Annotated in this window: 20 protein-coding genes, 2 tRNA genes, 2 rRNA genes and 1 pseudogene; 9 read left to right on the top strand and 16 right to left on the bottom strand. The window is 59.8% G+C overall.

The annotated features are described in order from the left end of the window. Nucleotides 1–249 precede the first annotated feature (249 nt). On the top strand, nucleotides 250–975 hold the full coding sequence (locus ACVWZP_RS10650; protein WP_017846895.1) for a UTRA domain-containing protein: 726 nt from the start codon (nucleotides 250–252) through the stop codon (nucleotides 973–975). Here ACVWZP_RS10650 and ACVWZP_RS10645 read toward each other — a convergent pair. From ACVWZP_RS10645 to soxR, 10 genes and pseudogenes are all read right to left on the bottom strand, one after another. Continuing rightward, nucleotides 956–1,909 (bottom strand): metal ABC transporter solute-binding protein, Zn/Mn family, encoded by a 954-nt coding sequence (locus tag ACVWZP_RS10645; protein ID WP_426124439.1) that lies wholly within the window; start codon nucleotides 1,907–1,909, stop codon nucleotides 956–958. The two genes, ACVWZP_RS10650 and ACVWZP_RS10645, sit on opposite strands and share 20 nt — an antisense overlap. After that, entirely contained in the window at nucleotides 1,909–2,808 is a 900-nt protein-coding gene (locus tag ACVWZP_RS10640; RefSeq protein ID WP_017846897.1) for a metal ABC transporter permease, read from the bottom strand. The genes ACVWZP_RS10645 and ACVWZP_RS10640 overlap by 1 nt, the downstream gene beginning before the upstream one ends. Continuing rightward, a complete protein-coding gene (locus ACVWZP_RS10635; RefSeq protein WP_057005834.1) occupies nucleotides 2,805–3,551 on the bottom strand; it encodes a metal ABC transporter ATP-binding protein in 747 nt (248 codons plus the stop codon). Before ACVWZP_RS10635 ends, ACVWZP_RS10640 begins: the two co-directional genes overlap by 4 nt. Continuing rightward, the gene (locus ACVWZP_RS10630) at nucleotides 3,548–4,468 is read right to left on the bottom strand and encodes a metal ABC transporter substrate-binding protein (RefSeq protein WP_046384138.1); all 921 of its coding nucleotides are present in this window, start codon (nucleotides 4,466–4,468) and stop codon (nucleotides 3,548–3,550) included. The genes ACVWZP_RS10635 and ACVWZP_RS10630 overlap by 4 nt, the downstream gene beginning before the upstream one ends. Nucleotides 4,469–4,496: 28 nt before the next feature. After that, entirely contained in the window at nucleotides 4,497–5,057 is a 561-nt protein-coding gene (locus tag ACVWZP_RS10625) for a DUF6162 family protein (protein ID WP_426124436.1), read from the bottom strand. Beyond that, the gene (locus ACVWZP_RS10620; protein ID WP_046491045.1) at nucleotides 5,054–5,383 is read right to left on the bottom strand and encodes a hypothetical protein; all 330 of its coding nucleotides are present in this window, start codon (nucleotides 5,381–5,383) and stop codon (nucleotides 5,054–5,056) included. Before ACVWZP_RS10620 ends, ACVWZP_RS10625 begins: the two co-directional genes overlap by 4 nt. Beyond that, nucleotides 5,380–5,916 (bottom strand): hypothetical protein, encoded by a 537-nt coding sequence (locus ACVWZP_RS10615; RefSeq protein ID WP_017846902.1) that lies wholly within the window; start codon nucleotides 5,914–5,916, stop codon nucleotides 5,380–5,382. The genes ACVWZP_RS10620 and ACVWZP_RS10615 overlap by 4 nt, the downstream gene beginning before the upstream one ends. Then, nucleotides 5,913–7,115: a PepSY-associated TM helix domain-containing protein gene (locus tag ACVWZP_RS10610; RefSeq protein WP_046384137.1), complete on the bottom strand. Its 1,203-nt coding sequence runs from the start codon at nucleotides 7,113–7,115 to the stop codon at nucleotides 5,913–5,915. Before ACVWZP_RS10610 ends, ACVWZP_RS10615 begins: the two co-directional genes overlap by 4 nt. Nucleotides 7,116–7,409: 294 nt before the next feature. Next, nucleotides 7,410–7,872: pseudogene (locus ACVWZP_RS10605) on the bottom strand (VOC family protein). Nucleotides 7,873–8,098: 226 nt separating this feature from the next. Beyond that, complete coding sequence (gene soxR, locus ACVWZP_RS10600; protein ID WP_017846905.1) at nucleotides 8,099–8,539, bottom strand: redox-sensitive transcriptional activator SoxR; 441 nt, start codon at nucleotides 8,537–8,539, stop codon at nucleotides 8,099–8,101. 100 nt (nucleotides 8,540–8,639) lie between these two features. Between soxR and ACVWZP_RS10595 the strand changes: the two genes are divergently transcribed. Continuing rightward, nucleotides 8,640–9,005: an antibiotic biosynthesis monooxygenase gene (locus tag ACVWZP_RS10595; RefSeq protein WP_017846906.1), complete on the top strand. Its 366-nt coding sequence runs from the start codon at nucleotides 8,640–8,642 to the stop codon at nucleotides 9,003–9,005. Here ACVWZP_RS10595 and ACVWZP_RS10590 read toward each other — a convergent pair. The 4 genes from ACVWZP_RS10590 to msuE form a co-directional block, all read right to left on the bottom strand. Beyond that, the gene (locus ACVWZP_RS10590; protein WP_046384135.1) at nucleotides 8,994–10,097 is read right to left on the bottom strand and encodes a sigma-54 interaction domain-containing protein; all 1,104 of its coding nucleotides are present in this window, start codon (nucleotides 10,095–10,097) and stop codon (nucleotides 8,994–8,996) included. The genes ACVWZP_RS10595 and ACVWZP_RS10590 overlap by 12 nt on opposite strands. Nucleotides 10,098–10,107: 10 nt before the next feature. Continuing rightward, entirely contained in the window at nucleotides 10,108–11,295 is a 1,188-nt protein-coding gene (locus tag ACVWZP_RS10585) for an acyl-CoA dehydrogenase family protein (RefSeq protein WP_201022076.1), read from the bottom strand. Nucleotides 11,296–11,372: 77 nt separating this feature from the next. Then, nucleotides 11,373–12,512: an FMNH2-dependent alkanesulfonate monooxygenase gene (ssuD, locus tag ACVWZP_RS10580; protein WP_046384133.1), complete on the bottom strand. Its 1,140-nt coding sequence runs from the start codon at nucleotides 12,510–12,512 to the stop codon at nucleotides 11,373–11,375. A gap of 9 nt (nucleotides 12,513–12,521) precedes the next feature. After that, nucleotides 12,522–13,085, bottom strand: coding sequence for an FMN reductase (gene msuE / locus ACVWZP_RS10575; protein WP_169886149.1), 564 nt, complete (start codon nucleotides 13,083–13,085; stop codon nucleotides 12,522–12,524). A gap of 398 nt (nucleotides 13,086–13,483) precedes the next feature. Here msuE and ACVWZP_RS10570 point away from each other — a divergent pair, with 398 nt between their 5' ends. From ACVWZP_RS10570 to ACVWZP_RS10560, 3 genes are all read left to right on the top strand, one after another. Beyond that, the gene (locus tag ACVWZP_RS10570) at nucleotides 13,484–13,753 is read left to right on the top strand and encodes a hypothetical protein (RefSeq protein ID WP_046384132.1); all 270 of its coding nucleotides are present in this window, start codon (nucleotides 13,484–13,486) and stop codon (nucleotides 13,751–13,753) included. Between the two features lie 231 nt (nucleotides 13,754–13,984). Then, nucleotides 13,985–15,145 carry a cysteine desulfurase family protein gene (locus ACVWZP_RS10565; RefSeq protein ID WP_046384131.1) on the top strand — a complete coding sequence of 387 codons (1,161 nt, stop codon included), beginning with the start codon at nucleotides 13,985–13,987 and terminating at the stop codon, nucleotides 15,143–15,145. A 49-nt stretch (nucleotides 15,146–15,194) separates the two neighbouring features. Next, entirely contained in the window at nucleotides 15,195–17,003 is a 1,809-nt protein-coding gene (locus ACVWZP_RS10560) for an aminopeptidase P family protein (protein WP_017846913.1), read from the top strand. A gap of 131 nt (nucleotides 17,004–17,134) precedes the next feature. Here the strand turns inward: ACVWZP_RS10560 and ACVWZP_RS10555 are convergent, their stop codons facing one another. Together ACVWZP_RS10555 and rhtA are read right to left on the bottom strand one after the other, a co-directional pair. After that, nucleotides 17,135–17,416: a hypothetical protein gene (locus tag ACVWZP_RS10555; protein ID WP_046384130.1), complete on the bottom strand. Its 282-nt coding sequence runs from the start codon at nucleotides 17,414–17,416 to the stop codon at nucleotides 17,135–17,137. Between the two features lie 167 nt (nucleotides 17,417–17,583). Then, nucleotides 17,584–18,471 carry a threonine/homoserine exporter RhtA gene (gene rhtA / locus ACVWZP_RS10550; protein ID WP_057005828.1) on the bottom strand — a complete coding sequence of 296 codons (888 nt, stop codon included), beginning with the start codon at nucleotides 18,469–18,471 and terminating at the stop codon, nucleotides 17,584–17,586. A 696-nt stretch (nucleotides 18,472–19,167) separates the two neighbouring features. On the opposite strand from rhtA, the gene ACVWZP_RS10545 reads away from it, so the two are divergent. The 4 genes from ACVWZP_RS10545 (at nucleotide 19,168) to ACVWZP_RS10530 (ending at nucleotide 24,106) form a co-directional block, all read left to right on the top strand. Beyond that, a 16S ribosomal RNA gene (locus ACVWZP_RS10545) occupies nucleotides 19,168–20,704 on the top strand. A gap of 83 nt (nucleotides 20,705–20,787) precedes the next feature. After that, nucleotides 20,788–20,864 (top strand) — tRNA-Ile (locus ACVWZP_RS10540). 27 nt (nucleotides 20,865–20,891) lie between these two features. Further along, nucleotides 20,892–20,967, top strand: a tRNA-Ala gene (locus ACVWZP_RS10535). 247 nt (nucleotides 20,968–21,214) lie between these two features. After that, nucleotides 21,215–24,106, top strand: a 23S ribosomal RNA gene (locus ACVWZP_RS10530). Together the 16S and 23S rRNA genes with 2 tRNA genes alongside form the textbook arrangement of a ribosomal RNA operon. Nucleotides 24,107–24,199 lie beyond the last annotated feature (93 nt).

The raw sequence follows: 24,199 nt of genomic DNA, 5'->3' as shown, positions 1-24,199 counted from the left end.
GACAGTTTCATGTCGATGTCGTTTTTGAAGCGCCGATGTCGCTCGGCGCAGGTTTAGCGTAGACCATGCCCAAGCGCCCGCAGGCCTTGGACTTGGCCGACGGATTGCAGGGTTTGTCACGAGGCTCGACCGGGGTTGTCATCTGTCGGTCATCTGCAATGCCTAGGCTGGCATGCAGTAATACAAGCCCATTTAATGAGCGGTTTATGCACCTGAACGGTGCTGGTCTAGTCCAGATAGGTAACGTTGATGCGTGATGAGGCAATCAAGGCGGTGACATCCATCGGCCTGGCGCTGCAAGAGCAGATCGACCATGGCCTTTTGCCGCCAGCCAGCAAACTGCCCGCCGAGCGCAAGCTCAGCGAGTTGTTTGGTACCACCCGGATTACGGTGCGGGAAGCCTTGTTACAACTGGAGGCCCAAGGCCAGATCTATCGCGAGGAGCGCCGTGGCTGGTTTGTCTCGCCGCCGCGCCTGGCCTACAACCTGATGCAGCGCAGCCACTTTCACGCAATGGTCAACGATCAGGGCCGCGTGGCGTCGACCGAGGTGATCAGCGCGCGGCTGCAACCGGCATCGGCGGCGGTGTGTGCGTGGCTGCAATTGCCGGCGCTGTCCAGCGTGATCCAGATCTGCCGCCGGCGCAGGATCGATGAGCGCCTGGTGTTGTATGTGGAGCACTACCTGAACCCGCAGTATTTCCCCGGGATTCTGGCCTGCGACCTGAACCAGTCGATGACCGAGCTGTATGCGCGCAAGTACGATTTGCACTACGGGCGGGTACGCTTCGAGATTGTGCCGACCTCACTGCCGGTGGAAGCCGCCGCCGCGTTGCGCGTGTCGGTGGGCAGCCCGGGCTTGCGTATCGCCCGGGTCAACTATGACCAGCATCAGCGTTTGATCGACTGCGACCTGGAGTTCTGGCGGCATGATGCCATCCACGTGGGCGTGGATGTCATGGGCTCAGCGTCTTGATCAGTTGATCCACATTGCTTTCCAACGCCGTCACCGGGTCGGCGCCGTCGACGTTCAAGACCAGCAGTTGCGCGCCGCCGGCCGTCACCGCGGTTTGCACCGCCGCGCTTGGCGGGCGATGGTGCAGCACCACGGCCACCTCGTTGTCCTTCAGGCGGGTGCTCAGTTGCTGTAAGGCCTCGGGCGTCCAGTCGGCATCTGGGCGTGCGTCGGTGTCGAGCACTTCCAGGTTCAAGCTGCCGAGCAGATACGCAAAGTGATCACTCAGGCTGACCACGCTCAGGTTATCCGCCTGGGCCAGCCGTGCTTCGCTGTCGGCGGTGAGCTTGAGCAGGCGCAGCTTGAGGGCGGCCAGGTTGGCGTCGATTTGCGCCTTCGCGCCCGGTGCCAGGCGGCTCAGGTCGGCGGCCATCACATCGGCCATGCGCCCCATATTGTTGCTCGATTGCCACGGCTGGCTGTTCAAGCCATCGCTGACGCCCGGTTGCACGGCGATCCCCGGCAGGCCACCGTCCACCGGGCGCGCGGCGTCCACTTCGACGATGCGGATATTGCTGCGTCGCGCCACCGGGTACAGCGGGTCGTCGGCCCACAGCGAACGCAAGCCGATGACGGCATCGGCATCCATCGCCAACGTGCTCAAGGCCGGCGCGCCACGGCCGGTGAAGTAGGACACCTGCCGCGAACCGGGCAGGTTGGCCGGCGCGGCGCGTTCGAGCTGTACGTCGCTGCCTTTAAGCAGCAGCTCCGCCAGGCCATAGGTAATGGGCAACGAGGCGAGGACCTTCACAGGCTTTTTCGCTTTGGTCAGCGCGGCGTGGCCCAGGCCTTGGTTGACTTTGAAACTCTTCGGATCAAAACCGTCGACGGCCAGCGCTGACGCGCTGGTCAGGCAAGCGATGGCCAAGGCCAGTGAGCGAAAGACAGGGTGCATTATCCAAGATTCCCTTTGAGGCTGGGCACGGTGCCGCGCGCGATGGCGGCGAGGGCGAAGGCGATACCGGCGACCAGGATGATCGCGGCGCCGGAGGGGATGGGCAGGTCGAAGATGATCGGCAGCAGGATGCCGCACAACGTGCTGACGGTGGCAATCGCCACGGAGACCCAGAAGAAGCCTTTGAGCGACTGGCTCAGCAAGCGTGCCGCCGCCGCCGGAATCACCAGCAGCGCGCCCACCAGGATCGCCCCGATGACCTTGACCGCTGCGACGGTGATCAATGTCACCAGGATCACGAACAGGTAATCCAGGGTCTTCACCGCCACCCCGCGTACCGCCGCCAATTGCGGGTTGAAGCTGGCGAGCATGATGCGGTTGTACAGCGGCAGGGCGAGGGCCATCACCAGCGAACCGACAATCGCCAGCACCAGCAGATCGTTGCCATTGACCGTCAACACCGAACCGAACAGCACGTTTTCCAGGATGTGAACGTTGATCTTGCCCGCCAGTATCAACAGCAGGCTTGCGCCCAACGCCAGGGACACCGAGAGGAACACGCCGATCAAGGTATCCGGCGCCAGGCCGGTGCGGTTGCGCAGGTAATTGAGCAGGATGCCGAACAGCAGGCAGTAGCCGAACAGCGCGCCATAGGGCCCGGTGTAGGGTTCGCCGAGCAGAATGCCCACGGCCACGCCGGTCAGCGCGGCATGGCCGACCGCTTCGGAGAAAAACGCAAAGCGCTTGACCACCACCAGCGTCCCCAGGCCGCCCAGCACCGGGCCGATCAGCAGGCCGGCGAGCAGGGCGTTGACCACAAAACCATAGGCCAGCGCCTCCGGCAGGTAACCGGAAGAGGCCCAGCCCTGGACCATCAGGCGAAACGCTTCATAACTCATGGCGCCAGGCTCCGAGGATGGGTGGAGAACAGGGTCAGCAGGCGATCCGGGGTCAGTGCCGCTTTGGGTGTGGCGTCGAACAGCACGCGGCGGTTCAGGCCGGTGACGCGGTCGGCGAGGCGGCCCACGGCGTCCAGGTCGTGCTCGATCCACAGCACGGTGATCCCGGCGCGGCGCCAGTCATCGAGCAGACGTTCGAACACCTGGATACCGGCTTCATCGAGGGCCGACATCGGCTCATCCAACACCAGCAATTGCGGGGCCGGGATCAGCCCCTGGGCGAGCAGCACGCGCTGACGTTCACCGCCCGACAACGCGCCCATGCGCCGTTTGCGTTTGTCCTGCAGGCCGACCCGTTCCAGGGCCTCGCCGATGGCGCCGGCGTAATGCCTGGACAGCCCGAGAAACGCCGGGCGCCGCTGACACATCGCCGCCATGAAGTCATCCACGGTCATCGGCAGGCCGCGGTCGAACTCCAGCGCCTGGGGCACATAACCAATGGTGCCGGGCGTGTCCGGCCACGTCAGGCGCAGTTGCCCCTGGTGCGGCGTTTGCCCCAGCAGCGTTTTGATCAGCGAGCTTTTCCCACCACCGTTCGGGCCCACCAGTGCATGGATGCTGCCCGGCTGCACCTGGAAGCTCACGTCATCGAGGATCACGGTGCGGCCCAGGGTCAGCGACACCTTGTCGAAGTCGATCGTCGGGCCGACGCTGACCATGCTCAAGCGTTGCGCCGCCGTCATGCCCCCGACTCCTGAATCGCCCGCACCACCGTGTTGAGGTTGCCGGTCATTTCCACTTCGTACTTTTCAGCGCTGTATTCGCCGTAGGAGATATGCGACAGCGGGTATAGCCGGACCCCGGATTCACGCTGGATGGTCTCGACGTAGGTGGACGGGAAATCCATCTCCGAGAAGATCACTTTCACATCCAGGGCGCGCAATTCATCGATGGTTTTCTTCAACTGGCTCGGGCTGGGTTCGATGCCGTGGGCCGGCTCGACCACGGCGGTGACTTCCAGGCCGAACTCGCGCAGCAGGTAGTCGTAGGCTGCGTGGACCGTGGCCACGCGCAGGTCCGGGTTGGGCGCGCGGGTCAGCTTGGCCAGGGCCTCGGCGCGCATCTGCCGCAGGCGCTTGCCGTAGGCGCGGGCGTTCTGGGTGTAGGTCTTGGCGTTGTCCGGGTCGAGCTTGCCCAGTTCGCGGGCGATGTTGTTGACCTGGGCAATCGAGGCACTGATCGACAGGAAGGTGTGCGGGTTGACCACCTTGCCGGCGCCGCGCGCGGCGTTGCCGGTGGCGGCCAGCAGCGGCACGTTGGCGTTGGCTTCGATCACCGGGATGTGCGGCCGCTCGCTGGTGGCGATCATGCGGTCGGCGAAATCGTCGTGGCCGACCCCGTTGAGCACGATCACATCCAGGGTGCCGATGCGCTTGATGTCGTCGGCGCGCGGCTCGTAGGCATGTGGGTTGAAACCGGCCGGAATCAGCGGCACCACCTCGGCCTTGTCGCCGACGATGTTGGCGACGTAGCTGTAGTAAGGATGCAGGGTGATGCCGATCCGCAGGCGCTTGGCTGCCTCGGCGTTGGCCAGCGGAGCGAGCAGCAGGCTGATCAGGCTGACCAGCAGCAGGCGTACAAGGGGCGATGAAATAGACATGGGCAATCGGTCTTCTCGGTCTTCTCGGTCAGTGACGGTGCTGGCGGGTCACGCCGGCGTCGAATTGCGCGACCACTTGCTGCCAGCCGGCCGCGATCAGCGCCTGGTCGGTGAGGTCGGCGGGGGCGGCCAGGTCTGGGCGGCGGTTGAGCCAGATGTCCGGCTCGGCGCCCGTTACCCGCATCAGCAGCGAGCCGCTGGTGGCCGGTGTCTGGCTCACGCCGAGGTAGGCCGACGGCGCCAGCAACTGCCAGCGATGATCGCCACGGCTGACCGAGCTGGCGTCCTGGGCAAAGGGCGCAAAGCCTTCTTCGGCCAGTTGCGCGGGCGTCGGCAGCACGCTGTGTGCCTGCTGCAGCCAGTGGATTTCATCCAGGGTCACGCGCAGGTCGGCGTAGATGCCTTGCTCGGCGGCGCTGAGGTCGCGGCGCGCGTCCAACTGGTGGCTGGGCACGGCAACCACGGCCTGGGTTTCACCGTGCAGGGCCACCACCGTACCGGCCACCGCCAGAATGATCAGGCACAGCAGCAGGACATAGAGGGTTTCGTGCCCGGCCCCGGCTGGGCGTACCACCTGTGTCGTACTCATTGGGACGGGATATCCGCTTGGTCGATTTCAACGACGTGACCGGGGCCGGCATCGAACAGCACGTAGAACTCGGCTGAGGGCTTCTTGAAGGTCAGGGTCGAGTCCGCGCCGAGCTTGCCGGGCACGAGGATGGTTTCGTCGTAGCCGATCACATCCAGGGTCACGCCGGGGGCGCCGCTGCCGTCGGAAAAACCGCCGGTGCATTGGATCTGTTCGCCGGGGATTTCCTTGCATTCGCACATCGGGTTGTGGGCCACGGCTGTGGGACAGAAACCGACGCACAGCAACAACGTGGCGCAGGCGCGGCTCAGGCGTATCAATGTCATGGTTTGACTCCTTGCTTGTTCAGCCAGGCAATGGTGGCAGGCGAGGCCTGGCTCAGCGCAATGGAACCCTGGTGCATCGTGCCGTCCCAGCCTTCCATGGTGACCCACAGTTCGGCGTCGGCCGGCGTGCGCTCGGGCACCGGCAGCAGCGCGCCCATGCGGTACGGCGTGCCGAAGAAGATCACCCCGGCGGCGCGCAGGCTGCGCGGTTTGCCGATACGCAGGTAGGTTGCCTTGACCTGCTCGGCGCAGTTGGCGCACAGGGCGGCATTGAAAAATTTCATCGGGCCGGCCGGGTCCGGGCGCGGGCCTTCGTTGCGGAACTCGGCGAGGGTCAGGCTCCAGGGCCCGACCTGCACCTCGCCGGCCACCCGCTCGCCGATGCCGCTGTCACCGCGAAACAGCGCGGCGTCGGCAAAGTACTTGGGCATGAAGCCCAGGGGCACCAGCAACAGCAGGACGTTAAGGTGGAACCGCCATTTCAGCCACACGGCGCGCAGTGGCGAAGGCGTTGCGGCAGCGACCTTGCTCATTGGTTGCCCTCCGTCATTTCAGCCTGCAGGGCCACGACCGCTGCCGCCTGGCGCGGCGCCTTGTGGCTGCGCTTGAGGGCATGGAGGGTGGCCAGGGCGGTGCGTTTGGTCCAGATCAGCAGGCCGCTCAACACCATCATGCTCAACACCAGGCCGAAGAATGCCCAGATCAGCTTGATCCACAGCCCGCCAAAGTCGCCGGTGTGCAGCGGGCGCATGGATTCGGTGACGAACTCCAGCGTCGAGCGGTTGGACAGCAGGTGCGAAACCGCCACTTCGCCGGTGTAGGGGTTGATCTGTGCGGTCTGGAACATCAACGGGTACCAGCCCCGCCCGCCGATCTGCAGATGGCTGTAGGCATTGAGTGGCAGGAACACGAAGCTGGTCTCCAGCCCCGGAATCCGTTGGCTGGCGATTTCGATCGCGTCGTCCAGGGCAATCATCGGCGCCGGCACGCCGGGGGCGGACGTCGGTACGTTCTCCCGGGCGATCACCGGCACGATAGGCTCGCTGGAGATGGAAATCTGGTTATCCCCCAGGATCGCCTGAATCAGGAACCAGGTGCCGGTGATGGAAATGACCGCGATGAACCAGATCGACCAGATACCGCTCAGGCGATGGAAGTCGCCCCAGAAGATCCGCGCGCCATGGCGGATTCGCAGGGTCGGGCGCAAAAAGCCCTTCCAGAAGCGCTTGTACACCACCAGCCCGGTGATCAACGACGCCAGCAACGGCAGGCCGAGCGCGGAGACCAGGTACCAGCCCCAACTGAACCCATTGGTGAATGGCACCAGCCACCAGCCGTGCAGGGCGCGGGTGAATTGTTTGAAGTCGAACGCCGGGCTGATGCCCTGGATCGCCCCTGTGTAAGGGTTGACATAGACCTCCACCGAGCGCCCGTCGGGGTAGCTGAGGGTGACACTCAGGGCGAAGTGCGACTCGTCCGGGCGGATGATGGATTGCACGATCACCAGGGGCTCTGCGCGTTTGATGGCGTTGATCACCTGGTCATAGCTCAACGGTTCGGCGTCGTCCGACGGCTTGCTGGCGCGGATTTCCGGGTTGGCCAGCCAGACGATTTCCTGGCTGACCACGGCCAGGGTGCCGGTGACGCAGACGATCAGTACAAAAAACCAGATGGGTAATGCCAGCCAGCTGTGTACGAGAAACCAGAGTTTTGAGCGCGACTTCTTCGACATGTGAATGGGAGTCTTGATCGGAGGGGGGCAATGAGGGCCCGGAAAAGGCCAGTCGTAGCTTTTGCTGACGCGACAGGCTGTATCTAAGTTAAGACGGATGAGAATGAGAAATCCCTAACCCAGATATGAAAGCAAATGTTTCAGGTTCACATTCGGGGCGCTGAGGCCTCGGTGCTGGGCAGCCCCCGTCTCAAGCCGACCCTCGATCAAACAGTGGCAGCGGGCCTGCCCGCGATGGCGCTCGGTCAGGCACCGCCCGACATCCCGCCATCGCGAGCAAGCCCGTTCCCAGGCTCAGCCTTGCTTGAACAGCGCTTCGGCGCGCTGGCGGATTTGTGCTTCGTTCAGATTCTCCTTGCGGGAGGCCAGGAACCACACATGACCGAACGGATCTCTCAGCGTGGCGGAGCGGTCGCCGTAGAACTGGTCCTTGGGTTCGGAAATGGACAGGCCGCCGGCTGCGACCGCTTGTCGATACTGCGCGTCGACATCGTCCACATATAAATGCAGGCCGACGCTGGTGTGGCCATCGCGCGGGCTGCCGAAGGCCATTTCACCGCAGGGCGAGGCGAGCATGATCGCCGAGTCTCCGATACGCAGTTCAGCGTGGCCGACCTTGCCGTCGGGCATGTCCAGGCGCATGACTTGCGTGGCGTTGAAGGCTTTTTTGTAGAACTCGATGGCTTCGGCGGCTTTTTTCGACGCCCAGGTAGGGCGTGATGCTGTGATAGCCCTCGGGGATAGGTTTTACGCTCATATCATTCTCCCTGAATTGTGTTTATGAAGGGACAGCCCTTTCACTATAGGCCACGCCGGCCGTGGCTTGCGGGCAACCGACGAGGTGTTGCCCAGGCAACAGTGAACAGGCAGATCGTTCCGCCATCAGTGCTGCGGCGGGCGCCAGCCGCAGCGACACCACGGGGTTCAGGGCGCGGCGCTGTCCCAGGGGGTTAAGGTGAACATTTCCCACTGGGAGCGGTTTTTCAGCTGGGCTCCAACAACTGAGCCCCCGGCCCACGCTCACCGAGCAGGTCGCCCTGATTGCGCAACGGGCAGGCTTCCAGCGACAGACATCCACAGCCAATACAACCATTGAGCTTGTCGCGCAGGAGCATCAGCTTGTTGATGCGCTCGTCCAGATCTGCCCGCCACGATGCCGACAAACGCTGCCAATCTTTAGCCGTCGGCGTGCGTCCATCCGGCAGGGCCTGCAACGCTTCACCAATCGTCGCCAGCGGAATCCCCAGGCGCTGGGCGATCTTGATCACCACCACCCGGCGCAGTACATCGCGCGGGTAGCGCCGCTGGTTGCCGGCATTGCGATTGCTTTTGATCAGCCCCTTGGTTTCGTAGAAATGCAGGGCCGTGACCGCCACGCCGCTGCGGGCCGACAGTTGGCCAACAGTAAGCTCCTTGGTAACCATGAAAAACTCCGGATTAACCCTTGACCTTGACTTAACTAGAGGTTTTACCCTGCGTGGTATCGAATCACAAGATTCTGCCTACAGAGAAAGGGGAGTGTTCATGCAAGTATCAGAGAAGAATCGCAGTTTCACTCAATTGATCGAGTTTCAGGTCGAGCCCCAGCAACAGCTCGCCCTGGTCGCGGCGTTGTCCATCCAGAGCGAGCGCCTGGCCCAAGGGCACGGCGGCTTTCTCAATGCGAGTGTGCAGGTCAGCGATGACGGGCGGCGGGTACTCAATTACCTGCAATGGCGCTCACGCGAGGACGGCGAGGCGGCCTTCCAGTGCGTTGAGCACGGCGAGGAAGATTTCTGGACACTGATACGCGCCCACCAGGCCACGGCCGTGACCTTCGGTTCGTTCCAGGTGCTGCACAGTTTCGAGCGCAGCCATGACAATGCGTTGCACTGCCGTTTAAATGGATAGGTGCAGCATGCGCTCACCCTGAACGTTTTCCCCCGGGCGGCGCTTGTTCACCGCCAGTTCGCCGATCTTGATCAGGCGCGTGCGTGTGACGTTGCGGCTCAGGCCCAACAGGTTGGCGGTGTGGACCTGGTTGTAGTGGCTGAAGCGGTAGGCGGCACGCAGCAACGCGTCCTCGACTTTTTCATGCAGGGCACCGGCCTGTTCCTCGAACAGCTTTTGAAATGCCCGTTCCAGCAAGGCTTCGGCACTGTTGTCGGTGCCGTGCGGGCTGTCGTCCTGACGCTCGATGCGCAGGTTCGACAGGCGTAGATCGTCGCGTTCGATCACGCCATTGCGGCAGATCAGCAAGGTGTGGTGAATCACGTTTTCCAGCTCGCGGATATTGCCTGGCCAGCTGTAGTTTTTCAGCTTGTGTTCGGCCTCGCGGCTGATGGTGACCGGGCCGTAGCCCAGGCGCTGGCTGTAGGCTTCGATGAAGTGTCGGGTCAGCGGCAGGATATCGCCGGGACGCTCGCGCAACGGGCTGAGTTCCAGGCTGACCACGTCGAGACGGTAGTAGAGGTCTTCACGGAAGTGCCCGGCGTTGATGGCTTTTTCCAACTGCACGTTGGTCGCCGCAAGCACGCGCACATCGATGGGAATGCTCTTGCGCGAGCCCAGGCGCACCACCTCCCGCTCTTGCAGTACGCGCAATAACTTGACCTGGATCGCCATCGGCAAATCACCGATCTCATCGAGGAACAAGGTGCCGCCGTCGGCCTCTTCGAACCAACCGGCCTTGGCGCTGAGGGCGCCGGTGAAGGCGCCTTTTTCATGGCCGAACAGCTCGGCTTCCACCAGCGATTCGGAAAACGCCCCGCAGTTCACCGCCACGAAGGGCCGGTTGCGTCGTGCGCTGAGGTTATGAATGTGGCGCGCCACCAGCTCTTTACCGGTCCCGGTTTCGCCGATGATCAACACGCTGGCTTCGCTGGGCGCCACTTGCTGGATATGGTCGAGCAGTGCCTGGGATTTCGGGTCTTCGAAGACCTGGGCCGTGGCGCGGATCGAGGTGGCGAGGGCGGGCGAGGGCGGTAAGGTTAAAAGCTGCATGGGCACCTCTTTATGAATAGAACGTAGGAGTCGGCAGGGACTGGTTCAACGCCCAGTCCCCCAGTTCGTGGAGTTTGTAGTCCACCGGGTCGTGCAGGCTTTGCGTGCGCAGGTTGCGCCAGTGCCGGTCCAGGCGCAGTGACGCATGGGTGGAGCGCGCGCCGGTGACTTCAAACAGGCGGCTGCACAACTCCAGGCCCTGGCGGCTGGCGGCGACCTTGGCGGTGGCGATGGCGATGGCCAGTTGGCCGCGTGCGTTTTCGCTGAGGTTCGGCCCCTGGGCCCAGGCTTGATCGAGCAGCGCGGCGGCGCGTTCCACCAGCAGGCGCACACCTTGCAGGGCCACCCAGAATTCGCCGTAGTGGTGCAGCACGTAAGGGTCTTGGCGCACATCCTCGGCGGTGGATTTATGCCACGCACGGGTTTCGGTGAGGGTGTAGTTGCGCGCTTCATCAAAGGCACCTTCGGCTATGCCGAGGAACATGTGCGTGAAGGTCAACTGCGCGATCAGTGGGCGCAGGCAGGCGAACGGTGTGCTCAGAGGGCCCGGGTCGAGCAGCAATTCCGACTCCTCGACGCGCACCCGTTCGAAACTGGCGCTGCCGCTGTCGGTCTGGCGCTGGCCGATATTGTTCCAGTCGTTGTGCAAGGTGATGCCGCTGCGCCCGCTGGGGATGGCGGCGATCAGCAACTTGCCGCCGGCGCTCTCATCCACCGCCGAGGCGATCAGCATTTCCGAGTCGCTGGCGCCGGAGCAAAAGCTCTTCTTGCCGGAGAACTCACGCCAACCGCCGAAATCCTTGACCTGCGTGCGCGTGTCCAGCGGGTTGAGGGCGTTGCCCCAGAACCAGTTTTTGCGTGCGGTCTGTTCGAACCACGGCTGCCATTGGTCCGGCCGCGAAAACAGGCGCACCGTAGCGAGCATCAGGTGGTGAAAACCGAAGACATGAGCGATGGAGCTGTCGACCTTGGCGAATTCACGCACGATGGCCAGGGTGTCGCTCCAGCGCGCACCAAGGCCGCCGTATTGAGTGGGAATGCTCAGGGCCAGCAGACCGCTTTGGCGCAGGGCATCCCGTTCGGTTTTTGGCGTGCCGCCGCGCTCGTCGCGTTCGACGGCGGTGAGGGCGAATTCGGCGGCGAGCTGTCTGGCGGTCTGCAAAGGTGAGGGCAGGACGCTGTGGGGGTTGGCTGTCACGCGGTGTTCCTCATAGGGCTCTAATGCCGTGTGCTGTCTATTGGGCAATGCAGATCAACGGTGCGATCTCAGCATTCTCAGGCCTTGGCCGGCAGCACATCATTGGCAATCATCTCGCCAAACGGTCCGGTGAGATTGGTGACACCGCGCCCGGCCAGGCTGGCGTAGGGTTCCGGCAATAGCGGGAACACCAACTCGGCGAAGCGATAGGCTTCTTCGAGGTGCGGGTAGCCGGAAAAGATGAAACTCTCGATGCCCAAATCCGCGTATTCCTTGATCCGCTCGGCCACTTGCCGCGGGTTGCCTACCAGCGCCGTGCCGGCACCGCCACGGACCAGGCCGACACCGGCCCACAGGTTGGGGGCGATTTCCAGGTTGTCGCGGCGCCCGTCGTGCAAGGCGGCCATGCGGCGCTGGCCTTCGGAATCAAAGCGCGAGAAGGATTTTTGCGCGGCGGCGATGGTCTCGTCGCTGATGTGTTCGATCAGTTTGTCGGCGGCTTTCCAGGCGTCTTCTTCGGTCTCGCGCACGATCACATGCAGGCGGATGCCGAACTTCACGGTCCGCCCGTGGCGCGCGGCCCGTTCACGTACATCCGCGAGTTTTTCGGCGACGGCGGCGGGTGGTTCGCCCCAGGTCAGGTACACGTCCACCTGTTCGGCGGCGAGGTCGTGGGCGGCGTCGGAGGAACCGCCGAAGTACAGCGGTGGATAAGGCTTCTGCACCGGTGGGTAAAGTGCCTTGGCATTCTGCACACGCAGGTGTTTGCCTTCGAAGTCCACCGATTCGCCCTGCAATACGCGGCGCCAGATCTTGAGGAATTCGTCGGAGACTTCATAGCGTTCGCGGTGGTCGAGGAAGCTGCCGTCGCCGCGGTTTTCGTCGGGGTCGCCGCCGGTCACGACGTTGATCAGCAGGCGGCCGTTGGACAGGCGATCCAGGGTCGCCGCCATGCGCGCCGACACTGTGGGCGAGATGATGCCAGGGCGAATTGCCACCAGGTAGCGCAAGCGTTCTGTCAGCGGCACCAGCGCCGAGGCGATTACCCAGGAGTCTTCGCACGAACGCCCGGTAGGAATCAACACGCCGTAGTAGCCAAGGCTGTCAGCGGCCTGGGCGACTTGCTTCAGATAATTGAGGGTGACCGGACGGGCACCTTGGGTGGTGCCCAGGTAATGACCGTCGCCATGAGTGGGCAGAAACCAGAAAACATCCATGACGAATCCTTAAGCGATTTTCAACAGTGAGGGGACGTGCGCGGCGAACAAAGGGGCTGCGCGTTCTGCCGCAAGGCGAATACGGCCTTTCAAGGCTTCGTTGGTGATTTGGTAATCGGTGAAATCGGCTTCGGTGGCATATACGCCGATCGGCAAGGTCAGGGCCTGGAAGAAGCTGAACAGCGGGCGCAACTGGTGATCGAGTACCAGCGCGTGACGTTCGCTGCCGCCGGTGGCGGCCAGCAGCACAGGGGTGTCGATCAGCGAGTTAAGGCCAACCAGGTCGAACAGATGCTTGAGCAGGCCTGGATAAGAACCGCGATAGACCGGTGCGGCGACGATCAGCAAGTCGGCCTGTTCGATGGCCAACAGTTGGGATTCGACCTCGGCCGGCAACTCATCGCGCGACAGTGCGCCGCCCAGTGGCCGGGCGATGTCACCGAGTTCGATCAGGGTCGTCTGGATCGGCAACAACGTTGCCAGTTCGGCCAGCACGGCCTGGGTCAACACCAGGGTACGGGACGGGCGCCAGGTTCCGCCGGAGAGGGCAACGACATTCAGGGGACGGGTCATCAACAGTTCCTTTTTCAACAGTGGCATAGCAGGGGAAGTGAGCCGGTCTGAGCAAGAGCTGTACCAACGGCTGCAGGCCTTGATCCGCCTGGGCTGCGGGCTCACTGCTGAAAAACGTTGCTGTTGTCTGCCTGGTGTTTTGTTGAATGGCTGTTGCCTGCGCAACAGTTGCCTGGCGAACAGTGTCGAATTCGCGTGGAGCCATTTATAGAGGGTTATGTTTATTCCGTAAATGAACGTATTTCCATATTTATAGATCTTAAAGGAATATAAGGGTGGCGCTGATGAGGATGTGGCGACGGGTGATAGCGACTATCACGGATGGTGATTTTTCACTGTCCAGGGTCGGGAGTAGCCTGTGTTCATTGACTTGAGACCTTCTTCGCAGAGCCGTCGCCATGAACCGATTTTTTGCTGTTTCCTTATTACTCGTCACTTCTGTCGTTGCCGGTTGTGCGACCCATCCTTCGCCTGAATTACGTCCTTACACGGCGCAAGAAACCCGGGAACTGGCGCTGGAGGCGTTGAGCCGTCGCGGCTTGTCGTTTGACGAATATCAACGCCAGCGGGCTGCCCTGACCGGTCAGGCACAACAACCTTTCAGTTTTGCTCACCAGGGCGAAATGAACGCCGAACGTAATGTGACCCTGCATGGCCGCCCCAGTTGAGCCGGTGCTCAGTGGCAAAAAGCCCGAGGTTTCTCAAGAAGCCTCGGGCTTTTTGTTTGCCATGGCGCTATGTCAGCCTGTTAAGCTGAATTTCAGGAGCGTTCCTACGCACATTTACCTCAAGTGGTCCTTTTTTAATGGCATTCGATCGGGTAAACCTGACGACCTCTGTTCCGGTCGATGCCCCTGAGACGTTGCTCTCGGGAACCTGCTCTGCGAGTCCCTAAGGTTATGAATAAACGTCCGTTGTATTTCGACTACGCCGCCACCACCCCGGTGGACGAGCGGGTCATCCAGGTGATGGTCGAGTGTCTGGGCTTGCACGCCAATTTCGGTAACCCTGCGTCCAGTTCCCACGCCTTCGGCCAAGCGGCCCGGCAAACGGTTGAACAGGCGCGTCGCCAGGTGGCCGAGCTGGTCGGTGCCGAGCCGGAGCAGATCGTCTGGACGTCCGGCGCGACGGAGTCCAACAATCTCGCGATCAAGGGGGTGACTCAAGCGCGGGGCTTGGCGGGTGGGCATATCATCACCAGCCAGATCGAGCACAAGGCTACGCTGGACACCGCGCGGCAGATGCAGGAGGCCGGAGTGGCGGTGACCTACCTGGCGCCGGACGCCGATGGGTTGATCAGTGCCGAGGCGGTGAGTGAAGCACTGCGTGAGGACACCTTCCTGGTATCGCTGATGTTGGTGAACAACGAGTTGGGCACCCTCAACGACATCCCCGCCATTGGCGCGCGGGTGCGTGACCACGGCGCGTTGTTGCATGTGGACGCGGCACAGGGCGCGGGCAAGGTGGCGATCGACCTGGCGCAATGGCCGGTGGATTTGATGTCGTTTTCCGCGCACAAGGTGTATGGCCCCAAGGGGATCGGCGCGCTGTATGTCGGGCCGCGGGCGCAGCGGAAGGTGTTGGCGCAGATTCACGGCGGTGGCCACGAGGGCGGCTTGCGCTCCGGTACACTGGCAACCCACCAGATTGCGGGCATGGGCGCGGCGTTCGCCTTGGCGGCGCAGGCGTTCAGTGAAGAGCAGGCGGCGATCGTGGCCTTGCGCCAGCGCCTGCTCGATCAACTGGCGTCGGTCGTCGGTGTGCGTCTCAATGGCAGCGCCACCCAGCGCATTCCCCACACCCTCAGCCTCACCTTCGGTGAAGGCGAGTTCAACGCCGCGGCCTTGAGTGCGGGCATTGCTTTTTCCGCCACCTCGGCCTGCAATTCGGCGAGCAATGCGCCCTCCCATGTGCTGCTGGCGCTGGGGCATGATGCCCGCAGCGCCGGTCGAACCATTCGCTTGAGCCTGGGGCGGTTCACCACCGAGCAGGATATCGACCAGGCCGTGCAGTTGATCAAGGCCGCCCTTGCCAGTGCGCCGGCGTTCTGGGCGGTCTGATTCTTCATTCGTAATCCATAACAATTATTCGTGGTTAGCAGGAGACACAATGAGTACGCAGCCTTTGACCCATGGAACGGTTCCCCAGCGCCTGGCGCATACCCGTGAATTGATGCGCCGCGAAGGCATTCATGCCTTGCTGGTGCCGTCCGCTGACCCGCACCTGTCCGAATACTTGCCGGGCTACTGGCAGGGGCGTCAATGGTTGTCGGGCTTCCACGGCTCGGTGGGGACGCTGATCGTCACCGCGGATTTCGCCGGTGTCTGGGCCGACAGCCGCTACTGGGAACAAGCGACCAAGGAACTCAAGGGCAGCGGTATCGAGTTGGTGAAGCTGCAGCCGGGTCAACCTGGCCCGCTGGAGTGGCTGGCCGAACAGACGCCGCAGGGCGCCGTGGTGGCGGTCGACGGTGCGGTAATGGCCGTGGCGTCGGCGCGTACCTTGGGCGGCAAACTGGCGGAGCGCGGTGCTCGCCTGCGTACCGACATCGACCTGCTGAATGAAGTCTGGAGCGACCGCCCGGCGTTGCCGAATCAGCCGATCTACCAGCACCTGCCACCGCAGGCCACCGTCAGCCGTGGCGAAAAACTCGCTGCACTGCGCGCCAGCTTGAAAGAAAAGGGCGCCGACTGGCACTTCATCGCCACCCTGGATGACATCGCCTGGTTGTTTAACCTGCGCGGTGCCGATGTATCGTTCAACCCGGTGTTTGTGTCCTTCGCCCTGATCAATGCGCAACAGGCCACGCTGTTTGTGGCGCTGAGCAAAGTCGATGCCGCGCTGCGGGCGGTGCTTGAGCAGGATGGCGTGACCTTGCGCGATTACAGCGAAGTCGCCGATGCCCTGCGCGCGGTGCCATCGGGCGCGAGTGTGCAGGTTGATCCGGCACGCGTGACCGCCGGTTTGCTGGAACACCTGGACGCCAGCGTCAAGCTGGTGGAAGGGCTGAACCCGACGACGCTTGCCAAATCCCGCAAGAGCCTGGCCGACGCGGAACATATCCGCCTGGCCATGGAGCAGGATGGCGCGGCCTTGTGCGAATTCTTCGCCTGGCTGGAGAGTGCGCTGGGCCGTGAACGCATCACTGAACTGACCATCGACGAACACCTGACTGCCGCACGTACCCGCCGTCCCGGTTATGTGTCGCTGAGTTTCAACACCATCGCTGCGTTCAATGCCAATGGCGCGATGCCGCATTACCACGCCACCGAAGAAGAGCATGCGCTGATCGAAGGCGATGGCCTGCTGCTGATCGACTCGGGTGGCCAGTACTTGGGCGGTACTACCGATATCACGCGGATGGTGCCTATCGGAGCGCCGAGTGATGAACAGAAGCGTGATTGCACCCGCGTGCTCAAGGGGGTGATCGCCCTGTCCCGTGCTCATTTTCCCAAGGGCATTATGTCGCCACTGCTCGATGCCATCGCGCGCGCGCCGATCTGGGCCGAAGGTGTGGACTACGGCCATGGCACGGGGCACGGTGTAGGTTATTTCCTCAATGTGCATGAAGGTCCGCAGGTCATCGCCTACCAGGCCGCTACTGCGCCGCAAACCGCGATGCAGCCGGGCATGATCACCTCCATTGAACCGGGTACTTACCGTCCGGGGCGTTGGGGCGTGCGTATCGAGAACCTGGTGTTGAATCGCGAAGCGGGCAAGACCGAGTTCGGTGAGTTCCTCGAGTTCGAAACCCTGACCTTGTGCCCGATCGACACCCGTTGTCTGGAGCCGTCGTTGCTGACGGCGGAGGAGCGCCAGTGGCTCAATGCGTACCATGCCGAGGTGTGTCAGCGTTTGAGCCCATTGCTCAGTGGCGCTGCGCTGGAGTGGTTGCAGGTACGCACCGCGGCTATTTGATCGGTCGCTGCTCGGCAAGTGCCGCTTGCGATTTACGCGCAGGCGGCCGGTCGCAGCGTCGCGAAGGGCTGCGCGGGGTCGAGGCGTTCGGTGGGCGCTGCGGAGCAGTCGGAAGTGGACTGCTCGGGCCGCTATTTACAGATGACGATCATGCTCCGGCTGGTGTAACCAGCAGGGTTGAGGCCGAAGGGGTAGTCCCCAGGCTCCTCGGAGTTGTCACCGGACTTGGCGATAACCCGGTAGCCCTTGGCGCCGCATGAGTTGACTGCACTGATGTAGCACTGGTCCCAGGAGGAGGACAGCCCGGAACAGTTGATATGCAACCCTTTTTTGCCCCGTTTCACTTCTGTCTTGGTGGTCGCGGCACAGCCAGCAATGGCCACGACCATTAACAGTATCAAAATTCGCTTCATTCCCATCCTTAATAGCCGCTTCGAAAAAATTGCCTGAAGCTGGCTTTACTCGCTCTCGATTGTAGCGTTCGCGCTGTCCTTGTCGAAACTCTCCATGAATGACATTTGTTTGCGGCCTAAACATGGCCCAAATGAGCGGCAAATACCAGAGTTACCGTCAAAGATGATTAATCGGCTGGTACTAGAGGTTTGGCCTCGTTTCGCATGGTCAGCGTGGCGCCAACGGAGGCCAGGATAATGCAGGAGATGGCCAGCCACTGTGCGAGCGACAAATGCTCCTGCAGGAAGAACAGGCCCGAGAGCGCACCGAATGCGGGCTCGATGCTCATCAAGGTGCCGAAAGTACGGGCGGGCAGGCGAGTCAGCGCGACCATCTCCAGGGTGTAGGGGAGCGCCGTGGACAGGATGGCGACGCCGATGGCAACTGGAATCAGCGCAGGCGTCAGCAATGCCGCGCCCGCATGAACGATGCCGATCGGTGCGACGAACAAGGCGGCGATCATGACGCCGAGGGCAGCAGTTTGCACGCCGTTGTCATTCCCTGCCTTTTGGCCGAACAGAATGTAGAGCGCCCAGCAAACACCTGCGCCTAGTGCATAAGCCGCACCGACCAGGTCGATCCCCGTGCTGGCTTCTCCCGTGGGGATCAATAGCAGAAGACCGACAACTGCGAGGGCGATCCACAGAAAGTCCACCGCGCGGCGCGATGCATAGAGGGCGACGGCGAGCGGCCCGGTGAACTCCAGGGCTACCGCAATACCAAGAGGGACTGTGCGCAGCGACATATAGAAGAGGAAGTTCATGCCGCCTAACGCCATTCCGTAAACAATCACGGTGCGCAGGGATTTGGCCGTCAGCGTCGCCCGCCATGGGCGCAATATCAGCAACATGATGATGCTGGCGAAAATCAGGCGCAGCGTGGTGGTGCCTTGAGCGCCGACGATAGGGAACATGGTCTTGGCCAGCGAAGCGCCGGACTGGATGGAAGCCATGGCGATCAACAGCAGGCCGACAGGAAACAGTGCCGAGGCCAGGCTGCGAGGGGAGGTGGTCATTGGGGTGTTCGTCCGAGGTCATATTTGAGTAGCAAAGAGCCCTATGATGCTTAAGTGTGTGTCGCTGAGCAATATATTGCTCAATTATCAGTTTTCTACCTTCTATATAGAGTGGATTGGGAGGTTTTCCGCTGTTTGATAGAAAAACCAAATTAAAGGTTGACGGCAAATCCTGGACGTCTATAATTCGCCCCACTTCCGGCGCAGTCGAAACGGAAAACTCCTTGGTAAACAAAGAGTTACACGAGATTCGACAGCGACCTGCTTCAGTTCATCGAAGCCTGGAAGGAGTTGGTAGAGCAGGGTTGTTTGGCTCTATTAACGTTTCGATCTTCTCGGTCGAAAGCGGAGAAAAAGAGGTGTTGACAGCAGCGTGTAACGCTGTAGAATTCGCCTCCCGCTAACGAGAGATCGGAAGCGCAAGTGGTTGAAGTTACAAAGGAAACTTTGAAAACTTCTGAAAGTAATCACTTGACAGCAAATGAGGCTGCTGTAGAATGCGCGCCTCGGTTGAGACGAAAGATCTTAACCAACCGCTCTTTAACAACTGAATCAAGCAATTCGTGTGGGTGCTTGTGGAGTCAGACTGATAGTCAACAAGATTATCAGCATCACAGGTTGCTACGCGAGAAATCAAAGATGTAACCAACGATTGCTGAGCCAAGTTTAGGGTTTCTTAAAAACCCAAAGATGTTTGAACTGAAGAGTTTGATCATGGCTCAGATTGAACGCTGGCGGCAGGCCTAACACATGCAAGTCGAGCGGTAGAGAGAAGCTTGCTTCTCTTGAGAGCGGCGGACGGGTGAGTAATGCCTAGGAATCTGCCTGGTAGTGGGGGATAACGTTCGGAAACGGACGCTAATACCGCATACGTCCTACGGGAGAAAGCAGGGGACCTTCGGGCCTTGCGCTATCAGATGAGCCTAGGTCGGATTAGCTAGTTGGTGAGGTAATGGCTCACCAAGGCGACGATCCGTAACTGGTCTGAGAGGATGATCAGTCACACTGGAACTGAGACACGGTCCAGACTCCTACGGGAGGCAGCAGTGGGGAATATTGGACAATGGGCGAAAGCCTGATCCAGCCATGCCGCGTGTGTGAAGAAGGTCTTCGGATTGTAAAGCACTTTAAGTTGGGAGGAAGGGCAGTTACCTAATACGTGATTGTTTTGACGTTACCGACAGAATAAGCACCGGCTAACTCTGTGCCAGCAGCCGCGGTAATACAGAGGGTGCAAGCGTTAATCGGAATTACTGGGCGTAAAGCGCGCGTAGGTGGTTAGTTAAGTTGGATGTGAAATCCCCGGGCTCAACCTGGGAACTGCATTCAAAACTGACTGACTAGAGTATGGTAGAGGGTGGTGGAATTTCCTGTGTAGCGGTGAAATGCGTAGATATAGGAAGGAACACCAGTGGCGAAGGCGACCACCTGGACTGATACTGACACTGAGGTGCGAAAGCGTGGGGAGCAAACAGGATTAGATACCCTGGTAGTCCACGCCGTAAACGATGTCAACTAGCCGTTGGGAGCCTTGAGCTCTTAGTGGCGCAGCTAACGCATTAAGTTGACCGCCTGGGGAGTACGGCCGCAAGGTTAAAACTCAAATGAATTGACGGGGGCCCGCACAAGCGGTGGAGCATGTGGTTTAATTCGAAGCAACGCGAAGAACCTTACCAGGCCTTGACATCCAATGAACTTTCTAGAGATAGATTGGTGCCTTCGGGAACATTGAGACAGGTGCTGCATGGCTGTCGTCAGCTCGTGTCGTGAGATGTTGGGTTAAGTCCCGTAACGAGCGCAACCCTTGTCCTTAGTTACCAGCACGTCATGGTGGGCACTCTAAGGAGACTGCCGGTGACAAACCGGAGGAAGGTGGGGATGACGTCAAGTCATCATGGCCCTTACGGCCTGGGCTACACACGTGCTACAATGGTCGGTACAGAGGGTTGCCAAGCCGCGAGGTGGAGCTAATCCCAGAAAACCGATCGTAGTCCGGATCGCAGTCTGCAACTCGACTGCGTGAAGTCGGAATCGCTAGTAATCGCGAATCAGAATGTCGCGGTGAATACGTTCCCGGGCCTTGTACACACCGCCCGTCACACCATGGGAGTGGGTTGCACCAGAAGTAGCTAGTCTAACCTTCGGGGGGACGGTTACCACGGTGTGATTCATGACTGGGGTGAAGTCGTAACAAGGTAGCCGTAGGGGAACCTGCGGCTGGATCACCTCCTTAATCGACGACATCAGCTGCTCCATAAGTTCCCACACGAATTGCTTGATTCATTGAAGAAGACGATAAAGAAGCAGCCCGAAATTGGGTCTGTAGCTCAGTTGGTTAGAGCGCACCCCTGATAAGGGTGAGGTCGGCAGTTCGAATCTGCCCAGACCCACCAATTTTGTGTGGGAACCTGTAGAAATACGGGGCCATAGCTCAGCTGGGAGAGCGCCTGCCTTGCACGCAGGAGGTCAACGGTTCGATCCCGTTTGGCTCCACCACTACTGCTTCTAGAAGTTGAAAGCTTAGAAATGAGCATTCCATCGTGATGATGGTGAATGTTGATTTCTAGTCTTTGATTAGATCGTTCTTTAAAAATTTGGGTATGTGATAGAAAGATAGACTGAACGTTACTTTCACTGGTAACGGATCAGGCTAAGGTAAAATTTGTGAGTTCTCTTAATTGAGAAATTCGAATTTTCGGCGAATGTCGTCTTCACAGTATAACCAGATTGCTTGGGGTTATATGGTCAAGTGAAGAAGCGCATACGGTGGATGCCTTGGCAGTCAGAGGCGATGAAAGACGTGGTAGCCTGCGAAAAGCTTCGGGGAGTCGGCAAACAGACTTTGATCCGGAGATGTCTGAATGGGGGAACCCAGCCATCATAAGATGGTTACCTTACACTGAATACATAGGTGTAAGGGGCGAACCAGGGGAACTGAAACATCTAAGTACCCTGAGGAAAAGAAATCAACCGAGATTCCCTTAGTAGTGGCGAGCGAACGGGGACTAGCCCTTAAGTGGCTTTGAGATTAGCGGAACGCTCTGGAAAGTGCGGCCATAGTGGGTGATAGCCCTGTACGCGAAAATCTCTTAGTCATGAAATCGAGTAGGACGGAGCACGAGAAACTTTGTCTGAATATGGGGGGACCATCCTCCAAGGCTAAATACTACTGACTGACCGATAGTGAACTAGTACCGTGAGGGAAAGGCGAAAAGAACCCCGGAGAGGGGAGTGAAATAGATCCTGAAACCGTATGCGTACAAGCAGTGGGAGCCTACTTTGTTAGGTGACTGCGTACCTTTTGTATAATGGGTCAGCGACTTATTTTCAGTGGCGAGCTTAACCGAATAGGGGAGGCGTAGCGAAAGCGAGTCTTAATAGGGCGTCTAGTCGCTGGGAATAGACCCGAAACCGGGCGATCTATCCATGGGCAGGTTGAAGGTTGGGTAACACTAACTGGAGGACCGAACCGACTACCGTTGAAAAGTTAGCGGATGACCTGTGGATCGGAGTGAAAGGCTAATCAAGCTCGGAGATAGCTGGTTCTCCTCGAAAGCTATTTAGGTAGCGCCTCATGTATCACTGTAGGGGGTAGAGCACTGTTTCGGCTAGGGGGTCATCCCGACTTACCAAACCGATGCAAACTCCGAATACCTACAAGTGCCGAGCATGGGAGACACACGGCGGGTGCTAACGTCCGTCGTGAAAAGGGAAACAACCCAGACCGTCAGCTAAGGTCCCAAAGTTATGGTTAAGTGGGAAACGATGTGGGAAGGCTTAGACAGCTAGGAGGTTGGCTTAGAAGCAGCCACCCTTTAAAGAAAGCGTAATAGCTCACTAGTCGAGTCGGCCTGCGCGGAAGATGTAACGGGGCTCAAACCATACACCGAAGCTACGGGTATCACGTAAGTGATGCGGTAGAGGAGCGTTCTGTAAGCCTGTGAAGGTGAGTTGAGAAGCTTGCTGGAGGTATCAGAAGTGCGAATGCTGACATGAGTAACGATAATGGGTGTGAAAAACACCCACGCCGAAAGACCAAGGTTTCCTGCGCAACGTTAATCGACGCAGGGTTAGTCGGTCCCTAAGGCGAGGCTGAAAAGCGTAGTCGATGGAAAACAGGTTAATATTCCTGTACTTCTGGTTATTGCGATGGAGGGACGGAGAAGGCTAGGCCAGCTTGGCGTTGGTTGTCCAAGTTTAAGGTGGTAGGCTGGAATCTTAGGTAAATCCGGGATTCTAAGGCCGAGAGCTGATGACGAGTCATCTTTTAGATGACGAAGTGGTTGATGCCATGCTTCCAAGAAAAGCTTCTAAGCTTCAGGTAACCAGGAACCGTACCCCAAACCGACACAGGTGGTTGGGTAGAGAATACCAAGGCGCTTGAGAGAACTCGGGTGAAGGAACTAGGCAAAATGGCACCGTAACTTCGGGAGAAGGTGCGCCGGTGAGGGTGAAGGACTTGCTCCGTAAGCTCATGCCGGTCGAAGATACCAGGCCGCTGCGACTGTTTATTAAAAACACAGCACTCTGCAAACACGAAAGTGGACGTATAGGGTGTGACGCCTGCCCGGTGCCGGAAGGTTAATTGATGGGGTTAGCTAACGCGAAGCTCTTGATCGAAGCCCCGGTAAACGGCGGCCGTAACTATAACGGTCCTAAGGTAGCGAAATTCCTTGTCGGGTAAGTTCCGACCTGCACGAATGGCGTAACGATGGCGGCGCTGTCTCCACCCGAGACTCAGTGAAATTGAAATCGCTGTGAAGATGCAGTGTATCCGCGGCTAGACGGAAAGACCCCGTGAACCTTTACTATAGCTTTGCACTGGACTTTGAATTTGCTTGTGTAGGATAGGTGGGAGGCTTTGAAGCGTGGACGCCAGTTCGCGTGGAGCCAACCTTGAAATACCACCCTGGCAACTTTGAGGTTCTAACTCAGGTCCGTTATCCGGATCGAGGACAGTGTATGGTGGGTAGTTTGACTGGGGCGGTCTCCTCCTAAAGAGTAACGGAGGAGTACGAAGGTGCGCTCAGACCGGTCGGAAATCGGTCGTAGAGTATAAAGGCAAAAGCGCGCTTGACTGCGAGACAGACACGTCGAGCAGGTACGAAAGTAGGTCTTAGTGATCCGGTGGTTCTGTATGGAAGGGCCATCGCTCAACGGATAAAAGGTACTCCGGGGATAACAGGCTGATACCGCCCAAGAGTTCATATCGACGGCGGTGTTTGGCACCTCGATGTCGGCTCATCACATCCTGGGGCTGAAGCCGGTCCCAAGGGTATGGCTGTTCGCCATTTAAAGTGGTACGCGAGCTGGGTTTAGAACGTCGTGAGACAGTTCGGTCCCTATCTGCCGTGGACGTTTGAGATTTGAGAGGGGCTGCTCCTAGTACGAGAGGACCGGAGTGGACGAACCTCTGGTGTTCCGGTTGTCACGCCAGTGGCATTGCCGGGTAGCTATGTTCGGAATAGATAACCGCTGAAAGCATCTAAGCGGGAAACTAGCCTCAAGATGAGATCTCACTGGGACCTTGAGTCCCCTGAAGGGCCGTCGAAGACTACGACGTTGATAGGTTGGGTGTGTAAGCGCTGTGAGGCGTTGAGCTAACCAATACTAATTGCCCGTGAGGCTTGACCATATAACACCCAAGCAATTTGCGAACTCGAAAGAGACCAGATTGCGGTGTGTGAAGACGAAACGAACCGAAAGTTCGACTCTTACAAAACACCGA

It is taken from the genome of Pseudomonas sp. TE36184 (genome assembly GCF_054060055.1).
Note: the sequence above shows the minus strand (reverse complement) of the source record. Positions and strands in the feature narration are given on the sequence as shown.